Consider the following 19,361-nt stretch of genomic DNA (forward strand, 5'->3'; position numbering starts at 1 on the left):
TTTTCTGCAGGGTGAACTAGGCAAGCGAGGAACCCAGCGGAATCTGCTCGCTGAAGTTCCAATCCCCGCCACGGGTATCGAACAAATGGATACGATCCGCTGCGAAGGACAGGCGCGCCTCGCCCAATGCTGCCTGCGCGGCGTCCAATTGCCGTGCAGCCACGTTCTGCGCGATGGTCAGGTGCGGATGGTAGGCGAAAGCCGATTCGTGCCTCAGCGCGTCGCCCAGCAGCGCGCGGTGCAGCTTCCAGCATTCGTCCGCTCCGGTTTCCAGCGGCAGGAAGACTACTTCGCTGGCCGGCCGGAAGGTCCGGGCCGGACCCAGATGGATGGTGAAGGGCTCCGCCGTGGCGGCTACCCGGCGCACCTGGGCAGCCGCCTTCTCCCAGGAATTCAGGTACGACCCGGACACCAAGGTGATATGCGGGGCAATCGGCGCGGTGGCCTCTCCCCCGTATTCCTGGCGCCACGCGCGCAGAGTCTCGCGGTGCGGCTGCGGCACCGGGATCACCACGCCCAGGGTGTACTCGAAAACCATTGGCTCTTAGACTCCCAGCGGCGGCAGGAAGCCGACCTTCTGGTAGACATCGGCAACGGTCTTCGACGCGACGACGCGCGCCTTGGCCGCACCGGCAAGCAGCAGGCGATCCAGCTCCGCCGGATCATCGAGCAGCTCCAGGGTACGGGTGCGGATGGGAGCCAGCTGCTCCACCACGGCTTCTGCCACAGCCACCTTCAGATGCCCGTACATCTTGCCTTCGAACTCGTTGACCAGTTCTGGCACATGCTTGCCGGTCACGGCAGCCAGGATATCGAGCAGGTTCGAAACGCCCGGCTTCTCGGCCTTGTCGTAGGCCACGACGGACCCGGCGTCGGTCACCGCGGACTTGATGCGCTTGGCGATCAGCTTCGGCTCATCCAGGACGTTGATCAAGCCGGCAGGGGATTCGGCGGACTTGGACATCTTCGAGGTCGGGTTCTGCAGGTCGTAGATGCGTGCGCCCTCCTTGGGGATGAACGCCTCTGGCACGGTGAAGGTCTGCCCGAAACGGTGGTTGAAGCGCTTGGCCAGATCGCGGGCCAGCTCCACATGCTGGCGCTGGTCATCGCCTACCGGGACCCCTTCGGGCTGGTAGAGCAGGATGTCCGCGGCCATCAGGACCGGGTAGGTGAACAGCCCGACGCTGGCGGCATCCGCGCCGCCCTTGGAGGACTTGTCCTTGAACTGGGTCATGCGGCTGGCTTCGCCGAAACCGGTGATGCAGTTCAGCACCCAGGCCAGCTGCGCATGCTCGGGGACCTGCGACTGGACGAACAGGGTGGACTTGTCCAGGTCGATGCCGCCGGCGATGAACTGCGCAGCGGTCTTGCGGGTACGCGCGCGCAGCTCCGCCGGATCCTGCGAGACGGTGATCGCGTGCATGTCCGGGATGAAGAAGAATGCGTCGTGGTCATCCTGGGTCTTGACCCAGTTGACCAGCGCGCCCAGGTAATTGCCCAGGTGCAGCGAATCGCCCGATGGCTGCATTCCGGACAGGACGCGGGGACGGGAAGTTTCCATGGTTTTCCTTAGAACTGGTAGTCGACGACCAGCGGTGCATGGTCGGAGAAGCGCAAATCGTAGGCCGAGGCACGGTCTACGTGGGACTTGATGGCCTTGGCGGCTAGCGCCGGAGTGGCCATGTGGTAGTCGATGCGCCAACCGGCGTCGTTGTCGAAGGCCTGTCCGCGGAAGGACCACCAGGTGTACGGTCCCTGCACGTCGCCGGCCAGCTCGCGCGCCACATCCTTGTAGCCGATCTCACCGAAGAACCCGTCGAAGTAGGCGATCTCCTCGTCCATCACGCCGGCGCGCTTGTTGTGGTTCGGCTTCCAGTTCTTGATGTCCTTTTCGGTGTGCACGACGTTCAAATCGCCTACCACCAGGACGTGGTCCTTCTCGTTCTTCAATTCCACCAGGCGCACGTTCATGCGCTGCAGGAAACGGTACTTGTCTTCCTGCTTCTGGGTGCCCAGCTCGCCGGAATGGACGTAGGCCGAGACGACGGTGAAGCTCTCGCCGTTGATATCAAAGTCCGCCTCGACCCAGCGGCCGGATTCGGCGAAGTAGTCCTCGCCGATGTGCTCGCGCACGGCTACCGGCTCGGTGCGCGAGAGGACGGCGACGCCTGCGCGGCCCTTGTCCTTGGCCTCGGCATGCAGGATATGCCAACCCTCGCCAATCAGGTCGCGCAGGATCTTGTCCGGTGCGCGTACTTCCTGCAGGCACAGGATGTCCACGTCACGGGCGGCGATCCAGTCCGCCATATTGCGCTTGTAGGCCGCGCGAATGCCGTTGACGTTGACCGACGCGACGCGCAGCGCGCCGGCGTCCTTGTTGAGAATTTCCACACTGGTAGGTATCACTATTCCAGCTTACAAAATTATGCGATCGATTACGCGCTGATCTGGCCTGCGCCGGAACGCGGGCAACGAAAAAGGGCAACGCTTGCGCGTTGCCCTGGACAATTAGTCGATGATTTCGCCATCCATCGGCTTGGCCGGCTTGATCATGTCCCGCGCATTCGTCGCGGTCATCTGGATCGTCTCCAGCGCCCGGTCGATCATGCCCTCGTGATCCTCGCCCCGGCTCTGGCGCTGTTCGGCGATCACGCGTGCCTGGACCTGGACGATCTTGAACGAATGATCCAGCTTCATGTCGCGCTGGCTGGTGGCTTCGTCAACCACCACGGTGCCGGGCTGGGCGCGCGGGGTGGCCGCCGCGGTGGCTTCGCGCAGCGAGTTGTTGATCTTCTCGGCGCCCCGCTTGAGGCCGAACATCATGAATGCGGCCAGCAGCAGCCAACCGGCGGAGATGACGACTACAAACCAGCCGACGATCTGGTTGGAGTTGGCAGCGAATACCACTGCCACCAGAAGGACGATGACCATGACGGACATTGCCAAAGTTGATGCGTTCAGGGTGACTTTCCTGCCCTGCTTCGCGCTGCTGCCTAGAGGTTCCATGCCGTCAATTCTCGCATCATTACCCCGCTTCAAGCCAATTGGAACCGTGCCCTTTCGCCCACAGCGTGGCTAGCCGAACAGGCTGTGCAGGTCCTGCCCGGAAAGGCTCGCGCGAATCAGCAGGTATCCGCCGATGCCCACCACCCAGCCAAGGGTTTCCTGGGCGTAGGCCGAGGCCTTGGCCCCCATTTTCTGCAGCCAGGCCTCGATGCGCGGCCCGGCGAGCGCAAGCGCGCCAACCAGCACCAATGCCGGGACGATCATCACCAGGCAGTAGCCGATCAGCGCGAGCAGCTGCAGGCCGGTGCCCCAGCCGGCGCCCTGCATGACGCCAACGGCTGCGAGGTAGGGAAGCATCGTGGGAAGTTCCAGCAGGCCGGCGAACAGGGCCAGGGCAATCAACCCGGTGCGGGTATCCAGCGCAGTGCCCAAGCGGCTGCGCAGGCGCAGCGGCACCTGTTCGGTTGCATCCGCCGGTTCCGGCGCTGCCGGTGCCGCGCCGCTATGCGCGATGGCTTTCTTCCGTGCGCTGGCTTCCTTCTGCGCATCGGTGCGGTAGGTGAGCGCCCAGATGATCATCAGCGCCCCGGCGGCCATTCCTGCCAGCCGGAAGAACCGGTGCTCGAAGATGGCCGGGTCGATGAGCAGCAGTCCACTGCGCAGCAGCACGCCGATCACCCAGTAGAAGCCGGCGATCACCAGCAGATAGGCCAGGACCTTGGCAATGGCCGCGCGGCGTCCCCGCAGCAGCAGCCACAGCGGAATGACCAGGGTGCCGATACTGGTCGAATCGATCAGCGCCAGGATGATCAGGGATAGTTCGGGATTGCTTGTCATGATGTCCATGGGTTCCACTGTTCCGCGGCCTGCCGGATCGCGGTATCGGCCAGTGGGCTGTGCCTTCTCCTCCTTAAGGGGGATACCGGCGGGCAGCCAGTTCGGGGATGCTGGAAGCATGGACTTCATTCGGCGGATGGGCAGCGGCGACAAGGAACCCGAGGTCGTCGGCACCTATCTGGTGCTCACCGCCATCTTGCATCTTTCGGGACTGGCCAATCCCCCATGGTTCGCGATCCGCGGGTACGAATGGATCGTCTTGCTGCTCATCGGCTTGGCCGCTGTGCTGGTCCGTCGCCGTTTTCTCGTAGCCAGCTCCGTGGCCATGCTGTTCGCCGGGGCCGGCTTGCTGGCCGTGGGAAGCCTGGGCGGGTACTTCTTGGTCTTCGAATGCGTCTTCGGGTTGTTCCTGCTCGGTTCGGTGCGCACGCGGACGGTGGCGCTGGCGCTGCTGTGCCTGGCGGCCATCTCGCTGGCCATCGCCGCCTGGCTGGTCACCGGGAATCCGCAGGAGGTGGTGCTGGCCCTGCTCATGGCCGGCTTCATCCTCTTCACCCCGATGCTCTGGGCGGAGAATGTGCGCACCGCCAAGGAGCTGGCCAAAGCCGAAGCCCAGCGGGCAGAGGCTGTGCAGTCGGCGGCCGATGCCCGCGAGGACCAGCTGGTCGCCGAGCACGACTTTTCCCGCGTCCAGGAGCGCACTGCGCTGGCCCGCGAGATGCATGACGTGCTCTCGGCCAGGTTCTCGTCAATCGCGCTGCTCTCCGGCGCCCTGCTTCCGGCCGCACCCCAGGAGGTGCGGGCTCCGTTGCAGAGCATCCGCGATGAGTCGGTGTCCGGCTTGGAAGACATGGCCGCGATGGTGCGGATGCTGCATGCCGGGGGCCCTGCGCTGCAGGCGCGGATCGAGGATCTGCCGGAGCTGGTGGCCGGATTCGGCAGCCCGGTGCGCTGGGAGTACCGGGTCGCGCATCCGCAGCGCTTCAGTCCTGCGGTGCATACCGCCGCGCACCGCACGGTCTGCGAGCTGCTGGTCAACCACGCCAAGCATGCGCCGGGCACTACCCTGGAACTGAGCGTGGTCCAGGACAAGGGCCTGGCGATCACGGCGAGCAATGGCCTGCGGCACGATGCCAGCCGCGGCCCGGGGGCGGGCACCGGGCTGGAGAATATCCGCACCCGCGTCGCCGCGCTCGATGGCCGGTTCGGGGTACGCACCGGCCCGGATTTCGAGGTGCGCGTGGAATTCCCCGGACCAATTGAAGCAATGGAGAAGCCGTGAAAGTCCTGATCGTCGATGACCATGCGACCGTGCGCATGGGGATCCGGCTGGTGCTGCAGGCCGCGGAAGACCTGGAAGTCGTGGGCGAAGCGGCCGACGGGCGATCGGCCATTTCCATGGCCCGTGCCCTGTCCCCCGACGTCATCCTGATGGACCTGCGCATGCCGGTGCTCGATGGCATCGAGGCCACCAAGGCACTGCATGGCAGCTGCCGCGTCGTGGTGCTCACGACCTTCGATGACGACCAGTACCTTTTTGGCGCACTGCAGGCCGGGGCGCACGGGTTCCTGCTCAAGAGCGCCGAACCGCAGGCGATCATCATCGGCGTGCGGGCCGCGGCCCGCGGCGAATCGGTGCTGGATCCGCAGGTGACCTCGCGGATCCTGGCCCGGGCGCTGGCGCCGGAACCCGGCACCGCGAAACTGCCCGATGGCTTGACCGGCAGGGAACGCGAGGTGCTCGACGGGTTGGCCGAAGGGCTGAGCAACCCGCAATTGGCGCAGCGGCTGGGCATCGGGCAGAGCACCGTGAAGACGCATGTCTCCCAGGTGCTGGCCAAGCTCGGGGTCTCGACCCGGCTGCAGGCGGCGAAGATCGCCTACGCGGCTACCAGCTCACCAGGCAGAACGGGTGGTCTTGCGGGTCCAGATAGACCCTGAAGGTCTTGGACCCTTCGCCGGTCGAGCGCGCACCGAGGTGCAGCACCTGTTCTTCGGCCAGGTCCAAATCCTTGACCTTCACATCGATGTGCGCCTGCTGCGGGTGCACATGCCCAGGCCACTGAGGGGCCACGTACGGGCTGACCGCCTGGAAGGCGAGCGCAGGATGGTCCGGCGCATCGCCAATGGAAACCCAGTCGGGCTCGTTGTCGATGCGCACCATCCCGAGGAGCTGTTCATAGAATCCGGCCAGTGCGTCGGGGTCCTCGCAGTCGATGACCATGGCCTGCCACGTGCCAATCATGTGGCCATTATGCGCGCCCCGGGGGTGCGCGTCTACCAGGACTCAGCCATTGCGCAGGTGCAGTGGTCAATCAGCGCCTGGACGCGCGCGGGAATGCGCACCCCGCGCGGGGTGATGGCCACAACCGCATTCGGGTAGTTGGGAGCCTTGAGCTCGCGGAAGGCCAGCGGGCGGCCCTCGATGGAGACCTCGGCATTGTTCGGGCGGCGCATGAGCAGCCCGTATCCCAGGCCGCGGCCCACCATCGCGGAGACCAAGATCATCTGCGGGACCGAGGCGGCGATCCTGGGCTGCAGGCCCTGGGAGGCGAAGAGCTGCTTCTGGTGCTCGGTACTCGGGTCGGACTCGTAGATGATCAGCGATTCGTCGACCAGGTCGGCCAGTTCCAGCGGCCGGGCGAGCTTGGCCAGCCGGTGCTCGGGATGCAGCACCGCCTGCATCTCGGTCTGGTAGATCGACTGCTTGTCCATATCGGCGGGCAGCTGGAGGTCATAGACGAAAGCAACGTCGATCTCGCCCTCGCGCAGGGCCGGCAGCAAGTCCTCGTGGGTGCCCACGCGCACATCGAGTTGCACCTCGGGGTGGTCGAACCCCTCCAGCGTGGCCGGGATCAGGTGCGGAGAGAGCGAAGCGAAGCAGCCGAAGCGCACCGGCCCGCGCAGCGCTCCTTCGGTTTGCGGGAATGTTGCACGCAATTCGCCGACATCGGAAAGGATCTTCCGGGCCATGGCGGCGAAGTGCTGCCCCGAGGCGGTGAGCCGGATCCCGTGGGCCTTGCGCCGCAGGCACAAGGTCTCCCCGGCACGCTTCTCGATGGCGGTAATTGCCTGCGACAAGGCCGATTCCGAGATCCTCAATTCGCTGGCCGCCGAACCGAGCGTGCTGTGGACGGGCAGTTCAGCCATGATTTCCAGATGGCGCATCGAATACATAAGCCGACCTTCAGAAGTATTGCAGACATTTGAAGTTTACCTTACTTGTGCTTGGTGCCACACTGGAGTGACCCAAAACTCAGGTGCCAGTGATCGACGCCTCGGTACCACTCGCAAGGGAAGCACTATGACACAATCCAAGGCCGCCAAGGCCAACCAGCGCCGCGTAGCTTTCGCGACGGTCATCGGAACCACCGTGGAGTGGTACGACTTCTTCATCTACGCCACCGCAGCAGGCCTGGTCTTCAGCCAGCTGTTCTTCGAGCCAGCTGGCCAGGACATCGCGCTGCTGATCTCCTTCGCCTCGGTCGGCCTGTCCTTCCTCTTCCGCCCGCTGGGCGCATTCCTGGCCGGGCACTTCGGCGACAAGATCGGCCGCCGTGCGATGCTGGTCCTGACCCTGGCGCTGATGGGTGCAGCCACCACGCTGATCGGCGTGCTGCCGACCTACGAGACCGCAGGCATCTGGGCGCCGATCATGCTGCTGCTGCTGCGCATCCTGCAGGGCATCTCCGCTGGCGGCGAATGGGGCGGCGCGGTGCTGATGGCCGTCGAGCACGCCTCCGACGGCCACCGCGGCCGCGCAGGCTCCTACCCGCAGGTGGGCGTGCCACTGGGCATGCTGCTGGCCTCGGGCACCATGGCGCTGATGACCGGGGTGATCTCCCCCGGCGATGCGTTCCTCGAATGGGGCTGGCGCGTTCCGTTCCTGGTGTCGATTATCCTGATCGCCGTCGGCTACTTCGTGCGCCGCTCGGTGGACGAGTCCCCGGTCTTCGAGGAAATCAGCGAGAACAAGGCCCAGACCGCTGTGCCGATCCTGGTGCTGTTCAAGAAGCACTGGCCACTGGTCATCATCGCGGCCCTGGTCTTCGCCGGCAACAACGCCGCCGGCTACATGACCACCGGCGGCTTCTTCCAGGCCTACACCACCGATCCGGAGGGCCCGGTAGGCCTGGAGCGCACCGACGTGCTCATCGCAGTGGCCTTCGGCGCCGCGGTCTGGCTGGTCATGACCCTGGTGGCCGGCTTCCTGGCCGACAAGATCGGGCGCAAGCGCACCTACCAGCTGGGCTTCGTCATCCTCGCCGCCTCCCTGTTCCCGGTCTTCGCGCTGGTGAACTCCGGCTCGCTGGTCCTGCTGTATGCGGCCTTCGGCCTGTTCTCCATCGGGCTGGGGCTGACCTACGGCCCGCAGGCGGCACTGTACTCGGAGCTGTTCCCGGCTTCGGTACGCTTCTCGGGCGTATCGATCTCCTACGCGATCGGCGCGATCGTCGGCGGCGCGTTCGCCCCGACCATCGCCCAGGCGCTGGTGCAGGCGACCGGAGGAACCACCGCGGTGGCCATCTACCTGCTGGTTGTCGTCACAATTTCCTTCACCGCGGTCAGCATGATCCGCGACCGCTCGGGCATCGACCTGTCCTTCCGCAACCAAGCGGAGCAGGAAGTCGGCGCGCTGATCTTCGACAAGCGCCGTGCTGATGCGGTGAAGGCGACCCAGGACGCCTAGGCGCTGCAAGCATAAGCCCGATGGCCCGTTTCCGAACGGACCATCGGGCTTTTCTATTTCAGCTTGGTGCGCAGCACATCCAGTCGCTTGCGGAACTCGGTCTATTCGATCTCGCCGCGGGCATTGCGTTCGCGCCGCACCGATTCGGCACCGGCCGCAGCGCGGGCCACATGCCGTCGGCGGGCTGCGAAGATGATTGCACCGATCAGTCAGGATCCAGAAGGTCGGGGCTACCAGCCCGGGCCGTGCCCATGAATGCCGCGGGCAAGCACCAGCCGTTCCCCTCCTCGTCGCGCTCGCGGCGTTGGCGTTCGGCCGCTGTCTTAATGCGGTCCTCCCGGCGGCTGCGCCCCAAGCCCACCAGCGGCACCGAGGATACTCCGGGCGTTGGCCTTGCGGCATTGGCCCGCGGATGCGGCTGCCTGCTCCGCCAGACAGTAGCCCGGTCAGTGAGCGGGGTCCGTCGAATGCAGTTCTAGTGCCAGGTCATGCATGGCGGTGGCCGCCTTGGACGGGGCGACGGCGCGGGGGCGGGCCAGTGCGACGCGCACCGTTCGGGCCACCGGGTGGATAGGGCGCACCACCAGGTCCAGACCCTCGTAGGAAACATCCACCGCCGGGCGTTGGACCAGCACCGCGTAGCCGAGCCCGCGGGCCACCATGGAGCGGGTCACCTCGAAGTCGGCGGTGCGGTAGCGGATCCACGGTTCGACCCCGGCGGATTCGAACAGGTTCTGCGTGTGCTCGCGGCTCGGCGGGACATCCAGCAGGATCATCGGCTCGCTGGCCAGCCGCACCAGCGGCACCTTCGGCTCTTCGGCCAGCGGATGCCCCGCGGGCAGCAGCACATAGGGTTCGGTGCGGAACAGTTGGGTGCGCTCGATACCTTCGGGCAGGCCGAAGTCGTAGACGAAGGCCAGATCCAGCGTCCCGGCGGCCAGCATCTGGAAGATCTCCTGCTGCGTGCCGGCGAAGAAATCGACTTCCACCTGCGCGTAGCGCTGCCCGTATTCGGCGAGCAGCTCCGGAAGCACCGTGGGCGCCAGCGACGAGTAGCAGCCCACCCGAACCTTTCCGGCCAGCACTTCCCCGGCACCGCTGGCCATCTGCTCCAGGTCCCCGGAGGCCTGCAGGATTCCCTGTGCCTCGTCCAGCACGTAGCGCCCGGCCGGGGTCAGGCTCACGCCATGGGCCTTGCGCCGGATGGTCAGCTGCGTGTTCAGCACGCGTTCAAGCTCGTTGAGCCCGCCGGTCACCGCGGAGGCTGACAAATTCAGTGACTGCGCGGCGGCGGTGATGGAGCCCAGCTGCCCTACGGCGCCCAGGCATTCGAGCTGACGCAGCGTAAATTTCGGCACTATTCCTCGCTTATTCAGTGGATATTCCTCGAATATAACCATTTTACCCGTGGTTATGGCCTGCCTCACACTAGTGATTGAACAAGGAACCACTAAGGAGACAGCATGAGCACCGCCCCAGCGACCTGCCCGTTCACCGGCGCCCAGGCCACCCCCGGCACCGCACCAGTGCCGCACGCCAGCACCGAATCCGCAGTCCGCGAGGCCCCGGTCGCCGATTGGGTAAAAATCGAGGACCTGTACCGCGATCCGTTCCCGATCTACCAGCGCCTGCGCGCCGAGGCCCCGCTGCACTGGGTCCCGGCGGTGAACCGCTACATGGTGACCTCCTACGCCGCCTGCCACGAGATCGAGCAGGACGAAGCCCGCTTCTCCGCCAACGAGCGCAACTCGCTGATGAAGCGGTCCATGGGCCACTCGATGCTGCGCAAGGACAACCCGGAGCATCAGGTGGACCGCGACTCCTACGGAGCGACCCTGCGCCCGGGCACCATCAAGAAGCACTGGAACGGGATCTTCGCGCAGAACAACGAGAAGTACCTGGGCCAGCTGCTCGCCAAGGGGCCGGGTTCGGACTTCGTCTGGGACTACGCCGCACCGTACACCGCGGAGAACCTGCGGCTGATCTGCGGCTTCCACAATGCCACCCAGCAGGACATGCAGCGCTGGAGCCAGACCATGATCGACGGCACCGGCAACTACGCCGATGACCCCGAGGTCTGGGCCAAGGCAGAGGCTTCCTCGGCAGAGGTCGACGCGGCCATCGACGAGATGCTCCCCTATCTGGCGAAGAACCCGGACCACTCGCTGCTCTCCAACCTGGCCTCCATGCCGATCCCGCTGGAAGCCATCCGCGCCAACCTGAAGATGACCATCGGCGGCGGGCTGAACGAGCCGCGCGACGTGCTGGCCACCACCGTTTGGGCGCTGCTGGAGAACCCCGAGCAATTGCAGGCGGTACGCCAGGACCCGGCTTTGCTCCCCAAGGCCTTCGAGGAATCGGTGCGCTGGGTCGCCCCGATCGGCATGTACCCGCGTGAAACCACCCAGGAGCTGGTGCTCGAGGGCATCAGCCTGCCAGCCGGTGCGCGCCTCGGAGTGGTGCTAGGCGCGGCCAACCGCGACCCGTTGGTCTTCGAGGACCCCGAAACGTTCAACATCTTCCGCGAGAAGAAGCCGCATCTGGCCTTCGGCGGCGGCGTGCACTTCTGCGCCGGCACCTGGATCGCCCGGGCCCAAGTCGCCCAGGTCGCCCTGCCGGCAGTCTTCGAGAAGCTGCCCAACCTGCGGCTGGATCCGGCCACCGCCAGCGTCGATGCCGGCTGGGTCTTCCGCGGCATGACCAAAATGCCCGTCCTCTGGGACGCCTAAAACAAGGAGCCTTCCATGCCTACCATCACCTTTGAACAGCCCAACGGCACCGCCACCGACGTCGAGGTCGCCGAAGGCGGCAATATCATGCGCGCCGCCGTCGCCAATGGCATCGCCGGAATCGTCGGCGAATGCGGCGGCCAAGCCATGTGCGCCACCTGCCACGTCTACGTGAACCCCGAGGATGCCGCTAGCCTTCCGGAACTCTCGGAAGACGAAGACGAAATGCTCGACTGCACCACCGCAGAGCGCACGGAACACAGCCGCCTGGGCTGCCAGGTTTCCCTGGGCGGCGCGTTGCAGTCCATCCACGTCACCGTCCCTTCCGAACAGGTGTGAAATGAACGAGAGCATCCTGATCATCGGCGCCGGCCACGCCGGCGTGCAGCTGGCCGAATCGCTGCGCGACAACGGCCACGACGGCCCCATCACCTTGGTCGACCAGGGCGCGCAGCAGCCCTACCAGCGTCCGCCGCTGTCCAAAGACTTCGTGGCCAGCGCAAAGGCGCCCGAGGCGCTGCCACTGCGCTCGGAGGACTTCTACGCCCAGCAACGCATCGAGCTGCTGACCGGGGTGCGCGCCACCGCGGTAGACCGTGCCGCGCGTACCGTGGCCCTGTCCGACGGACAGCAACGCGGCTATGACCGGCTGGTCTTCGCCACCGGCGCACGCAACCGGGTGCTGTCCTGCCCCGGCGCCGAGGACCCGCGGGTCATCGGGCTGCGCACGCTGCAGGACGCGGAAATCCTGCGCCGGCAGCTTACCGGCGCCCAGCGGGTCGTGGTGGCCGGCGCCGGATTCATCGGCCTGGAGTTCGCGGCCGCTGCCCGGGCCCGCGGTATCGATGCCACGGTGCTGCACTCCGCGCCCCGGGTGCTGAACCGCTCGGTCTCCCGCCAGCTCTCTGACTGGTTCGCCCAGGCCCATCGGGCAGACGGCATCGAGCTGTGCCTGGGCGAAGGCGTGCAATCCATCGACGCACATGGGGACCTGCAGGTCCACTCCACCGCTGGGGAAAGCTACCGGGCGGACCTGGTGGTCTACGGCATCGGCGTGCTCCCCAACATTGAGTTGGCCGAAGCCTCGGGACTGGCGTGCGAGAACGGCATCTTGGTGGATGCTGCGCTGCGAACCACCGATGAGCGTGTCTATGCGGTGGGCGACTGTGCCAATTTCGACAGCGACGGCACGCGGGTGCGCCTGGAATCGGTACAGAACGCCGCGGACCAGGCGCGCAGCCTGGCCCGCACCCTGTGCGGCGAGCCCACGGCGTACTCGGAGATTGCCTGGTTCTGGAGCATCCAGGGCCGCCACCGGCTGCAAATCGCCGGGCTGGCCGAGCCCACCGACAGCAGCGTGCTGCTGGGCGACCCGGGCAGCGAAAAATTCTCCATCGCACGGCTGCGCGACGGGCAATTGGTCGCGGTGGAATCCATTAACCGTCCCGCCGACCACGCTGCCGCACGCAAGCTGCTGGCCCGCGGCGAGCGCATCACCGAAGCGATGCTCGCTGGAGCATCCCTGAAGGACCTGGCCAACGCCGCACCGGTCGCGGCCTAGCACCCCCACTACTATCCCAATGAGGTCAGCTCATGAGCACACCCACCCAGCGGCACCCCGGCACCAGCCAGCGGCGCGTCGCCTTCGCCACCGTCATCGGCACCACCATCGAGTGGTACGACTTCTTCATCTACGCCACCGCAGCGGGGCTGATCTTCGCCCACCTGTTCTTCGAACCAGCCGGCGCGCAGATCGGCCTGCTGCTCTCCTTCGCCAGCGTCGGCATTTCCTTCCTCTTCCGCCCGCTGGGCGCGTTCTTAGCCGGGCACTACGGGGACAAAATCGGCCGGCGCGCCATGCTGGTGCTCACCCTGGCCCTCATGGGCGCCTCCACCACGCTGATCGGCGTGCTGCCCACCTATGAGACCGCGGGCGTGCTGGCCCCGATCCTGCTGCTGCTCTTGCGCATCATCCAGGGCATCTCCGCCGGCGGCGAATGGGGCGGCGCGGTGCTGATGGCCGTTGAGCACGCCCCGAAGGACCGTCGCGCCCGGGCCGGCGCCTACCCGCAGCTCGGCGTGCCGCTGGGCATGCTGCTGGCCTCGGGAATGATGGCGCTGATGACCGGCGTGATCTCCCCCGGCGAGCAGTTCATGGCCTGGGGTTGGCGCGTGCCGTTCCTGCTCAGCTTCGTGCTGATCGTGGTGGGCTACTTCATCCGCCGCTCGGTGGACGAGTCCCCGGTCTTCGAGGAGATCGCGCAGAAGAAGGCACAGACCCGGGTGCCGATCGTGGTGCTGTTCAAGAAACACTGGCTGCTGGTGCTGATTGCCGCGCTGATTTTCGCCGGCAACAATGCCGCCGGCTACATGACCACCGGCGGATTCCTGCAGGCCTACATGACGGATCCTGAGGGGCCGGTAGGCTTCACCCGCACCGAGGTGCTGCTGGCGGTGTCCTTCGGCGCGGTCATGTGGTTCGCCTTCACCCTGCTCTCCGGGGTCGTGGCCGACAGGATCGGGCGCAAGCGCACCTACCAGATAGGCTTCATCAGCCAGCTGCTGTGCATCTTCCCGCTGTTCTGGCTGGTCAACACCGCTAGCCTGCCGCTGCTCTACGTGGCGTTTTCACTGTTCGCTATCGGGCTGGGCTTCTCCTACGGGCCGCAGGCGGCACTGTACTCCGAGCTGTTCCCCGTCTCGGTGCGCTTCTCCGGGGTTTCCATCTCCTACGCTTTCGGCGCGATCCTGGGCGGGGCGTTCGCCCCGATGATCGCCACCGCGCTGGTGCAGGCCACCGGCGGGACCACGGCGGTCGGCTGGTACCTGTTCGCGCTCACCGCGGTATCGCTGGCGGCGGTCAGCATGGTGCGTGATCGCAGCGGCATCGACTTGGGCATCGGCAACCAGGCCGAGCAGGAAGTCGGCGCGCTGGTCTTCGACAAGCGCAGCGCCGCGCAGCCCGTGCCCCAGGACGCACTGTAGGGATCAAAAAACCGGCAGCCCGCCAGTGGCGGGCTGCCGGTTTTCGCGTTTACTTCGCGGCGTTGCGCTCGGCGGCTTCGACCACGTTGTTCAGCAGCATGGCGCGGGTCATCGGGCCTACGCCGCCCGGGTTCGGCGAGATCCACGACGCGACCTCGGCGGCAGCCGGATCAACGTCGCCGGTGACCTTGCCATCCACGCGGGAAACGCCCACGTCCAGCACGATCGCGCCTTCCTTGATGGCGTCGGCCTTGATGATGTGCGGCACGCCGGCAGCGGCGATGACGACATCGGCCTGGGCCAGCAGCTCGGGGAGGTTGGTGGTGCCGGTGTGGGCCAGGGTGACGGTCGCGTTCACGTCGCGGCGGGTCAGCAGCAGGCCGACCGGACGGCCGATGGTCACGCCGCGGCCCAGGACCAGCACGTGCTTGCCGTTCAGGTCGATATCGTGGCGGGCCAGCAGTTCCACGCAGCCCAGCGGGGTGCATGGCAGCGGGGAGGACATCGGGCGGTTGACGTTGGCGACCAGGCGGCCCAGGTTCATCGGGTGCAGGCCGTCGGCGTCCTTGGCGGGATCCATGGCTTCGAGGATCACGTCCGTATCAATGTGCTTGGGCAGCGGCAGCTGCACGATGTAGCCGGTGCAGTCCGGGTTCTCGTTCAGCTCGCGCACCTTGGCCAGCAGCTCGTCCTGGGTGGTTTCCTCGGGCAGGTCCACGCGGATCGACTCGATGCCCACTTCGGCGCAGTCCTTGTGCTTGCCGCCGACATACCAGGCCGAGCCCGGGTCGTTGCCGACCAGGATGGTGCCCAGTCCGGTGGTGTGCCCGGCAGCCCTGAGCTTGGCAACGCGTTCGGCCAGTTCCTGCTTGATGGCGGCCGCGGTGGCCTTGCCGTCGAGAATGCGTGCGCTCACGCTGTTCCTTCCGTAGGTGCCCTGTTCCCAAGGCGGGTGGTGTGCAAACCCAGGCGCGCGGCTCGCACGATTAGCTCCCTGGTGGTTACCCACCTAACGCCAGTCACGCGTTCCAGTGTAGCGAAAATGGCTTCGGGAATGACTTTGAAGTGCGCAGGGTTACCTTAAGCGTGTACTCGACAATCGTGATCGGCGCAGGGCAAGCCGGGCTTGCCGCCGCCTACCATCTGGCCAAGCGCGGCATCGACTTCTTGGTGCTCGATGCGAACCCAGCACCCGGCGGGGCCTGGCAGCACCGCTGGGATACCCTCACGCTGGGCGACGCGCATCATATCCACCCCTTGCCCGATTTCCCGCTCGAAGTGCAGGATTCCACCCGACCGGCCTCGGAAGTGGTGTCCGAATACTATGCGGAATACGAACAGCGCTTCGCGTTGCCGGTACGCCACGGCGCACCGGTGACCTCGGTGCAGCAGGACGGAGAGTACTTCGTGGTGCACGCCGATGCGGATTACCGGGCGCGCACCATCATCAACGCCACCGGCACCTGGTCCAATCCGTTCTGGCCGGTCTACCCCGGGCATTTCGATGGTCCGCAGGTGCACACAAATGGCTTCGTCTCCCCGCAGCAATTCGCCGGGCAACGCGTGTTGGTGGTCGGGGCCGGTGCCAGTGCCACCCAGTTCATCGTGCAGTTGCGTGCTGCCGGCGTGGATACCCTGTGGTCCACGCGCAGCGCACCGGACTGGCGCGACGTTCCCACCGGTGCCGAATGGGGCCAGGAAGTGGAGGGCCAGGTCAACGAGCGCACCAGTGCGGGACTGCCTCCGAAGTCGGTGGTGGGCACCACCGGGTTGCTGCTCACCGAGAAGATGCGTGCCGGGATCGCCTCCGGGGCGCTGGTTTCGCGGGGGAAGATCGACCATCTGGAATCCGACGCCGTCGTCTTCTCCGACGGGTCACGCGAAAAGATCGATGCGATCCTATGGGCGACCGGTTTCCGGCATGCCCACCGGCATTTGCGCGATCTGAAACTGCACACGGCTCAAGGCGGCATCCTGATGGAGGACGGGGTGGCCGCCGTGGCGGTGCCCGGGCTGTTCTTCGTCGGCTATGGCGCGTCGGCTTCGACTTTGGGTGCTACCCGGGCCGGGAGGAAGGCCGCGATGGCGGCGGCGCACTACGTTCAGCGGCTCGCGGCAAGCGCAATGTAGCTCACGGAATTGGCAGAACATCGCTGGCGGGCGCTACCTTAGAATCCATGAACCAGTACATCGTCACCCTATCTTGCATCGACCGCCCCGGCATCGTCCACGCCATTTCCGGAGGTCTGCTGGGTGCCGGTTGCAATATCACCGAGTCCCAGCAGTTCCTCTCGCCCGAAACCGGCACCTTCTTCATGCGCATCGAGGTAGCCACCGAGCAGTCCCTGGAACAGATCCGCGCAGGGCTCGCGCCCATCCGCGATGACTTCCATATGTCCCTCCGTGTGGACGATGGCACCAAGCGCACCCGCACCATGATCATGTGCTCCAAGGCCGGGCATGCGCTGAACGACCTGTTGTTCGCCCAGCGTGCCGGCACCTTGGCCATCGATGTGCCGGTGATCGTCTCCAACCACCTGGATCTGAAGCCGATGGCCGACTTCTACGGGGTGGACTTCGTGCATCTGCCGGTGACCAAGGAGAACAAGTCGCAGGCCGAGGCTGAGCTGCTCAAGCTCGCCGAGGACTACGGCATCGAACTGGTGGTGCTTGCTCGCTACATGCAGATCCTTTCGGATTCGCTCTGCGAGCGCATGGAAGGCCGGGTCATCAACATCCACCACTCCTTCCTGCCCTCGTTCAAGGGCGCCAAGCCGTACCACCAGGCCTATGCTCGCGGCGTGAAGCTGATCGGTGCCACCGCGCACTACGTCACCGCGGACCTCGACGAAGGTCCGATCATCGACCAGGAAGTCACCCACGTCTCGCACACCCGCACCGCCGAGCAGCTCGTTGAGCTGGGCCGCAGCGTGGAGGGACGGACGCTGACCCGCGCCGTGCAATGGCATGCCGAGCACCGGGTAATGCTTGACGGCCAGCGCACCATCGTCTTCTCCTAAGCATGGATTATGCAGCACTGGCCGTCCTCGCCCTGCTGGTTGCCGCCTCGGCGTGCTGGCCATTGCTCAAGGCGTCAAGCAAGCGCCGCGAGGCGTTGAAGGTCCAGGCGCTGCAGCTGCCAGAGCACCATCGGCCGCGCTACCGGCAGTCGCTGGCCGGCGATCCGCTGGCTTTTCCCCTGGCCATGAGCAGCGGCTATGCACTGTGCCGAGGGGCGAACCTCGATACCTTCCTCTTCCCCGATCCGGAAGAAGAACGGATCATCCTGGCCGAAGCGTGGGGCATCTTCGATGCTGAGGATGCCGTGCAGGAGCTCTGGTCCTTGCTGTCCCAGGGGCATCGCTCTGGCTGGCAGCAGTCCCGGGAGCTGGTCAATGCTGGTGGCACAGTTCTGGCCCAGCACCGCAAGGCGCTTGGCAGGCAGGCACGGACGTCCGCGCAGGCGCGCGAAGAATTGCTGTCGCTGCGCCGGTTGCAGCGCAATGAGCGCGGTGTGCAGGAATTGGACTTCCTGGCGTGGGATCTTTCACGAGCCGTCATGGTCGCCCGCTCCGCCGCCTCCTGCGGCTTCTTGGATCAGCGCGTAGCTCAGGACGTCGCCTCGCAGGCAGCGTCGTATGCGCAGCAAACCTATGGTTCGTGGGATGAATTCGCGAACGCATTCGATACCGCGCGCTGGTTCTGGCGCGCCCAGCGGGACAGTGCGCTGGATGATGCCCACGACGCGAACCGGACCACCGTGCTCACCGGCGTTGAAGGCCCTTTCGCGCAGGTGGATTTTGCCGCACCGGTACCAACCAGCCAGCTGCTGCTCCTCGATGCAGCGCGGGAACTGGGACTGTCGTTGCGCGCCGACGAGGAGGATCGGGATTGGCAGCGTGCGCTGGTGGCCGCGGCCCGCACGCGGACTTGAGATCTTCGGTAGCGAACTCGCCGTTGCAATGCTTGGCCATTACAGTAGGTGAAATGACGCACATCATTACTATTGACGGCGCGACCCCGAAGGTCGGCCAGGACGTTTTCGTAGCACCTACCGCCACCTTGAGCGGCGATGTCGAGCTGGCTGACCGTTCCAGCGCTTTCTACGGTGTTTCCGTGCGGGGCGATTCAGCGCCGATTCGCGTAGGCGAAGGCACCAACTTGCAGGACAACGTCGTGCTGCACGCTGATGAAGGTTTTCCTTGCACCCTGGGTGCGGGCATCTCGGTAGGCCACTCGGCAGTGGTTCACGGTGCCAGCGTGGGCGATGGCTGCCTGATCGGCATGAGCGCCACCGTCATGAACGGTGCCCTCATCGGCGAGCAGTCGCTGGTTGCTGCCGGTGCACTGGTGCTGGAAGGCACGCAGGTTCCGCCGCGTTCGCTGGTTGCCGGTGTCCCTGCCAAGGTCCGCCGCGAGCTGAGCGATGAGGAAGTCGCCGGCTTGAAGACCAATGCTGACCACTACCTCGTGCTGGCAGCGAAGCATCTGGAAGCCAACGCCTGATTTGTGTGGCCGGCTGCCCGAATCGGGCTCCACGAGCAGCCACAGCTCGCCAGTTATGGTGCTGAAACGCTCGGTCCGATCCAGCACCGCCACCATGGACAGCTCCTCTCGCAGAATCCACGGATTCGAGGGGAACTTCTGCGTTGCGATGGAAGCCCAGTCATTTTGCGGTGCCTCAATAAAGGACCCTAAGGAACGGAACTCCGCCTTGGTACTGATTGGAACGACAATGGCACTCAGGGTCTCAGTTACCTGCCCATCGAGCACGGCTACTCATGCAAGTACTTCGGTTGGTTCCCTTCCTGTAATTGGCATCCAGGTTGGCTCAAATATTTATCAGACTGGCCAGTTCAGTGTTGCTCGATTTCTTAAACCTGGCATGTTCGGCAAATGGTAATGATACGACATGAAATTGGGTCTGTGCATCGCCTTCTTCGCGAATCTACGGCGCTCAGGCCGCCTCACCCACCAACTGGATACCTAGTCTTTCAACAATATTCTCAGTTATGAGGACCCTCCCTTCGCAGTTCAGTCTGTACCTGAGTGCTGGTTGGCCTTGAACGACCAGGGGCTCACCGCGGCTTAGTGCTGTCACGAGAACCTCTTCA

General features: G+C 65.5%; 20 protein-coding genes. 11 read left to right on the plus strand and 9 right to left on the minus strand.

Annotated elements, in window-relative coordinates:
• Nucleotides 1-16: 16 nt before the first annotated feature.
• The 5 genes from ACP3TE_RS03675 to ACP3TE_RS03695 form a co-directional block, all read right to left on the minus strand.
• Complete coding sequence (locus ACP3TE_RS03675) at nucleotides 17-538, minus strand: 2'-5' RNA ligase family protein (protein ID WP_426735337.1); 522 nt, start codon at nucleotides 536-538, stop codon at nucleotides 17-19.
• Nucleotides 539-544: 6 nt separating this feature from the next.
• Complete coding sequence (gene trpS, locus ACP3TE_RS03680; RefSeq protein ID WP_426735339.1) at nucleotides 545-1,561, minus strand: tryptophan--tRNA ligase; 1,017 nt, start codon at nucleotides 1,559-1,561, stop codon at nucleotides 545-547.
• Between the two features lie 8 nt (nucleotides 1,562-1,569).
• The gene (locus ACP3TE_RS03685; RefSeq protein ID WP_133833097.1) at nucleotides 1,570-2,406 is read right to left on the minus strand and encodes an exodeoxyribonuclease III; all 837 of its coding nucleotides are present in this window, start codon (nucleotides 2,404-2,406) and stop codon (nucleotides 1,570-1,572) included.
• Between the two features lie 102 nt (nucleotides 2,407-2,508).
• On the minus strand, nucleotides 2,509-3,006 hold the full coding sequence (locus tag ACP3TE_RS03690; protein WP_105661688.1) for a hypothetical protein: 498 nt from the start codon (nucleotides 3,004-3,006) through the stop codon (nucleotides 2,509-2,511).
• Between the two features lie 69 nt (nucleotides 3,007-3,075).
• Nucleotides 3,076-3,852 carry a GAP family protein gene (locus ACP3TE_RS03695; RefSeq protein WP_426735341.1) on the minus strand — a complete coding sequence of 259 codons (777 nt, stop codon included), beginning with the start codon at nucleotides 3,850-3,852 and terminating at the stop codon, nucleotides 3,076-3,078.
• A gap of 109 nt (nucleotides 3,853-3,961) precedes the next feature.
• Between ACP3TE_RS03695 and ACP3TE_RS03700 the strand changes: the two genes are divergently transcribed.
• Together ACP3TE_RS03700 and ACP3TE_RS03705 are read left to right on the plus strand one after the other, a co-directional pair.
• Nucleotides 3,962-5,125, plus strand: coding sequence for a sensor histidine kinase (locus ACP3TE_RS03700; RefSeq protein WP_426735343.1), 1,164 nt, complete (start codon nucleotides 3,962-3,964; stop codon nucleotides 5,123-5,125).
• Nucleotides 5,122-5,784: a response regulator gene (locus ACP3TE_RS03705; RefSeq protein WP_426735345.1), complete on the plus strand. Its 663-nt coding sequence runs from the start codon at nucleotides 5,122-5,124 to the stop codon at nucleotides 5,782-5,784. The genes ACP3TE_RS03700 and ACP3TE_RS03705 overlap by 4 nt, the downstream gene beginning before the upstream one ends.
• On the opposite strand, the gene ACP3TE_RS03710 is transcribed toward ACP3TE_RS03705, so the two are convergent.
• Together ACP3TE_RS03710 and ACP3TE_RS03715 are read right to left on the minus strand one after the other, a co-directional pair.
• Nucleotides 5,732-6,088, minus strand: a complete 357-nt coding sequence (locus ACP3TE_RS03710; RefSeq protein WP_402472644.1) for a VOC family protein — start codon at nucleotides 6,086-6,088, stop codon at nucleotides 5,732-5,734. The genes ACP3TE_RS03705 and ACP3TE_RS03710 overlap by 53 nt on opposite strands.
• A gap of 32 nt (nucleotides 6,089-6,120) precedes the next feature.
• Nucleotides 6,121-7,020, minus strand: a complete 900-nt coding sequence (locus ACP3TE_RS03715) for a LysR family transcriptional regulator (protein ID WP_426735346.1) — start codon at nucleotides 7,018-7,020, stop codon at nucleotides 6,121-6,123.
• A gap of 127 nt (nucleotides 7,021-7,147) precedes the next feature.
• Between ACP3TE_RS03715 and ACP3TE_RS03720 the strand changes: the two genes are divergently transcribed.
• A complete protein-coding gene (locus tag ACP3TE_RS03720; protein WP_426735348.1) occupies nucleotides 7,148-8,533 on the plus strand; it encodes an MFS transporter in 1,386 nt (461 codons plus the stop codon).
• Between the two features lie 446 nt (nucleotides 8,534-8,979).
• Here ACP3TE_RS03720 and ACP3TE_RS03725 read toward each other — a convergent pair whose 3' ends face one another.
• Nucleotides 8,980-9,891, minus strand: a complete 912-nt coding sequence (locus tag ACP3TE_RS03725) for a LysR substrate-binding domain-containing protein (RefSeq protein WP_166650666.1) — start codon at nucleotides 9,889-9,891, stop codon at nucleotides 8,980-8,982.
• A 105-nt stretch (nucleotides 9,892-9,996) separates the two neighbouring features.
• On the opposite strand from ACP3TE_RS03725, the gene ACP3TE_RS03730 reads away from it, so the two are divergent.
• Genes ACP3TE_RS03730 through ACP3TE_RS03745 form a run of 4 tightly spaced genes read left to right on the plus strand, consistent with a single transcriptional unit; the run spans nucleotide 9,997 to nucleotide 14,247 of the window.
• Complete coding sequence (locus ACP3TE_RS03730) at nucleotides 9,997-11,262, plus strand: cytochrome P450 (RefSeq protein ID WP_426735350.1); 1,266 nt, start codon at nucleotides 9,997-9,999, stop codon at nucleotides 11,260-11,262.
• A gap of 15 nt (nucleotides 11,263-11,277) precedes the next feature.
• Complete coding sequence (locus ACP3TE_RS03735; RefSeq protein ID WP_133833105.1) at nucleotides 11,278-11,601, plus strand: 2Fe-2S iron-sulfur cluster-binding protein; 324 nt, start codon at nucleotides 11,278-11,280, stop codon at nucleotides 11,599-11,601.
• Nucleotide 11,602: 1 nt separating this feature from the next.
• Nucleotides 11,603-12,823, plus strand: a complete 1,221-nt coding sequence (locus ACP3TE_RS03740) for an NAD(P)/FAD-dependent oxidoreductase (protein ID WP_426735352.1) — start codon at nucleotides 11,603-11,605, stop codon at nucleotides 12,821-12,823.
• Nucleotides 12,824-12,855: 32 nt separating this feature from the next.
• A complete protein-coding gene (locus ACP3TE_RS03745) occupies nucleotides 12,856-14,247 on the plus strand; it encodes an MFS transporter (RefSeq protein ID WP_426735354.1) in 1,392 nt (463 codons plus the stop codon).
• 49 nt (nucleotides 14,248-14,296) lie between these two features.
• On the opposite strand, the gene ACP3TE_RS03750 is transcribed toward ACP3TE_RS03745, so the two are convergent.
• A complete protein-coding gene (locus tag ACP3TE_RS03750; RefSeq protein WP_426735356.1) occupies nucleotides 14,297-15,163 on the minus strand; it encodes a bifunctional methylenetetrahydrofolate dehydrogenase/methenyltetrahydrofolate cyclohydrolase in 867 nt (288 codons plus the stop codon).
• 170 nt (nucleotides 15,164-15,333) lie between these two features.
• Between ACP3TE_RS03750 and ACP3TE_RS03755 the strand changes: the two genes are divergently transcribed.
• From ACP3TE_RS03755 to ACP3TE_RS03770, 4 genes are read left to right on the plus strand one after another with little or no spacing between them, the layout of a single operon-like run.
• Nucleotides 15,334-16,377, plus strand: coding sequence for a flavin-containing monooxygenase (locus ACP3TE_RS03755; protein WP_426735358.1), 1,044 nt, complete (start codon nucleotides 15,334-15,336; stop codon nucleotides 16,375-16,377).
• 47 nt (nucleotides 16,378-16,424) lie between these two features.
• Nucleotides 16,425-17,267 carry a formyltetrahydrofolate deformylase gene (gene purU / locus ACP3TE_RS03760; RefSeq protein WP_426735360.1) on the plus strand — a complete coding sequence of 281 codons (843 nt, stop codon included), beginning with the start codon at nucleotides 16,425-16,427 and terminating at the stop codon, nucleotides 17,265-17,267.
• A gap of 2 nt (nucleotides 17,268-17,269) precedes the next feature.
• Nucleotides 17,270-18,181, plus strand: coding sequence for a DUF1266 domain-containing protein (locus ACP3TE_RS03765; protein ID WP_426735362.1), 912 nt, complete (start codon nucleotides 17,270-17,272; stop codon nucleotides 18,179-18,181).
• A gap of 53 nt (nucleotides 18,182-18,234) precedes the next feature.
• Complete coding sequence (locus ACP3TE_RS03770) at nucleotides 18,235-18,753, plus strand: gamma carbonic anhydrase family protein (protein ID WP_426735364.1); 519 nt, start codon at nucleotides 18,235-18,237, stop codon at nucleotides 18,751-18,753.
• The last annotated feature ends 608 nt before the right edge of the window (nucleotides 18,754-19,361 follow it).

The organism is Glutamicibacter sp. 2E12 (assembly GCF_050030965.1).
Classification (GTDB): domain Bacteria; phylum Actinomycetota; class Actinomycetes; order Actinomycetales; family Micrococcaceae; genus Glutamicibacter.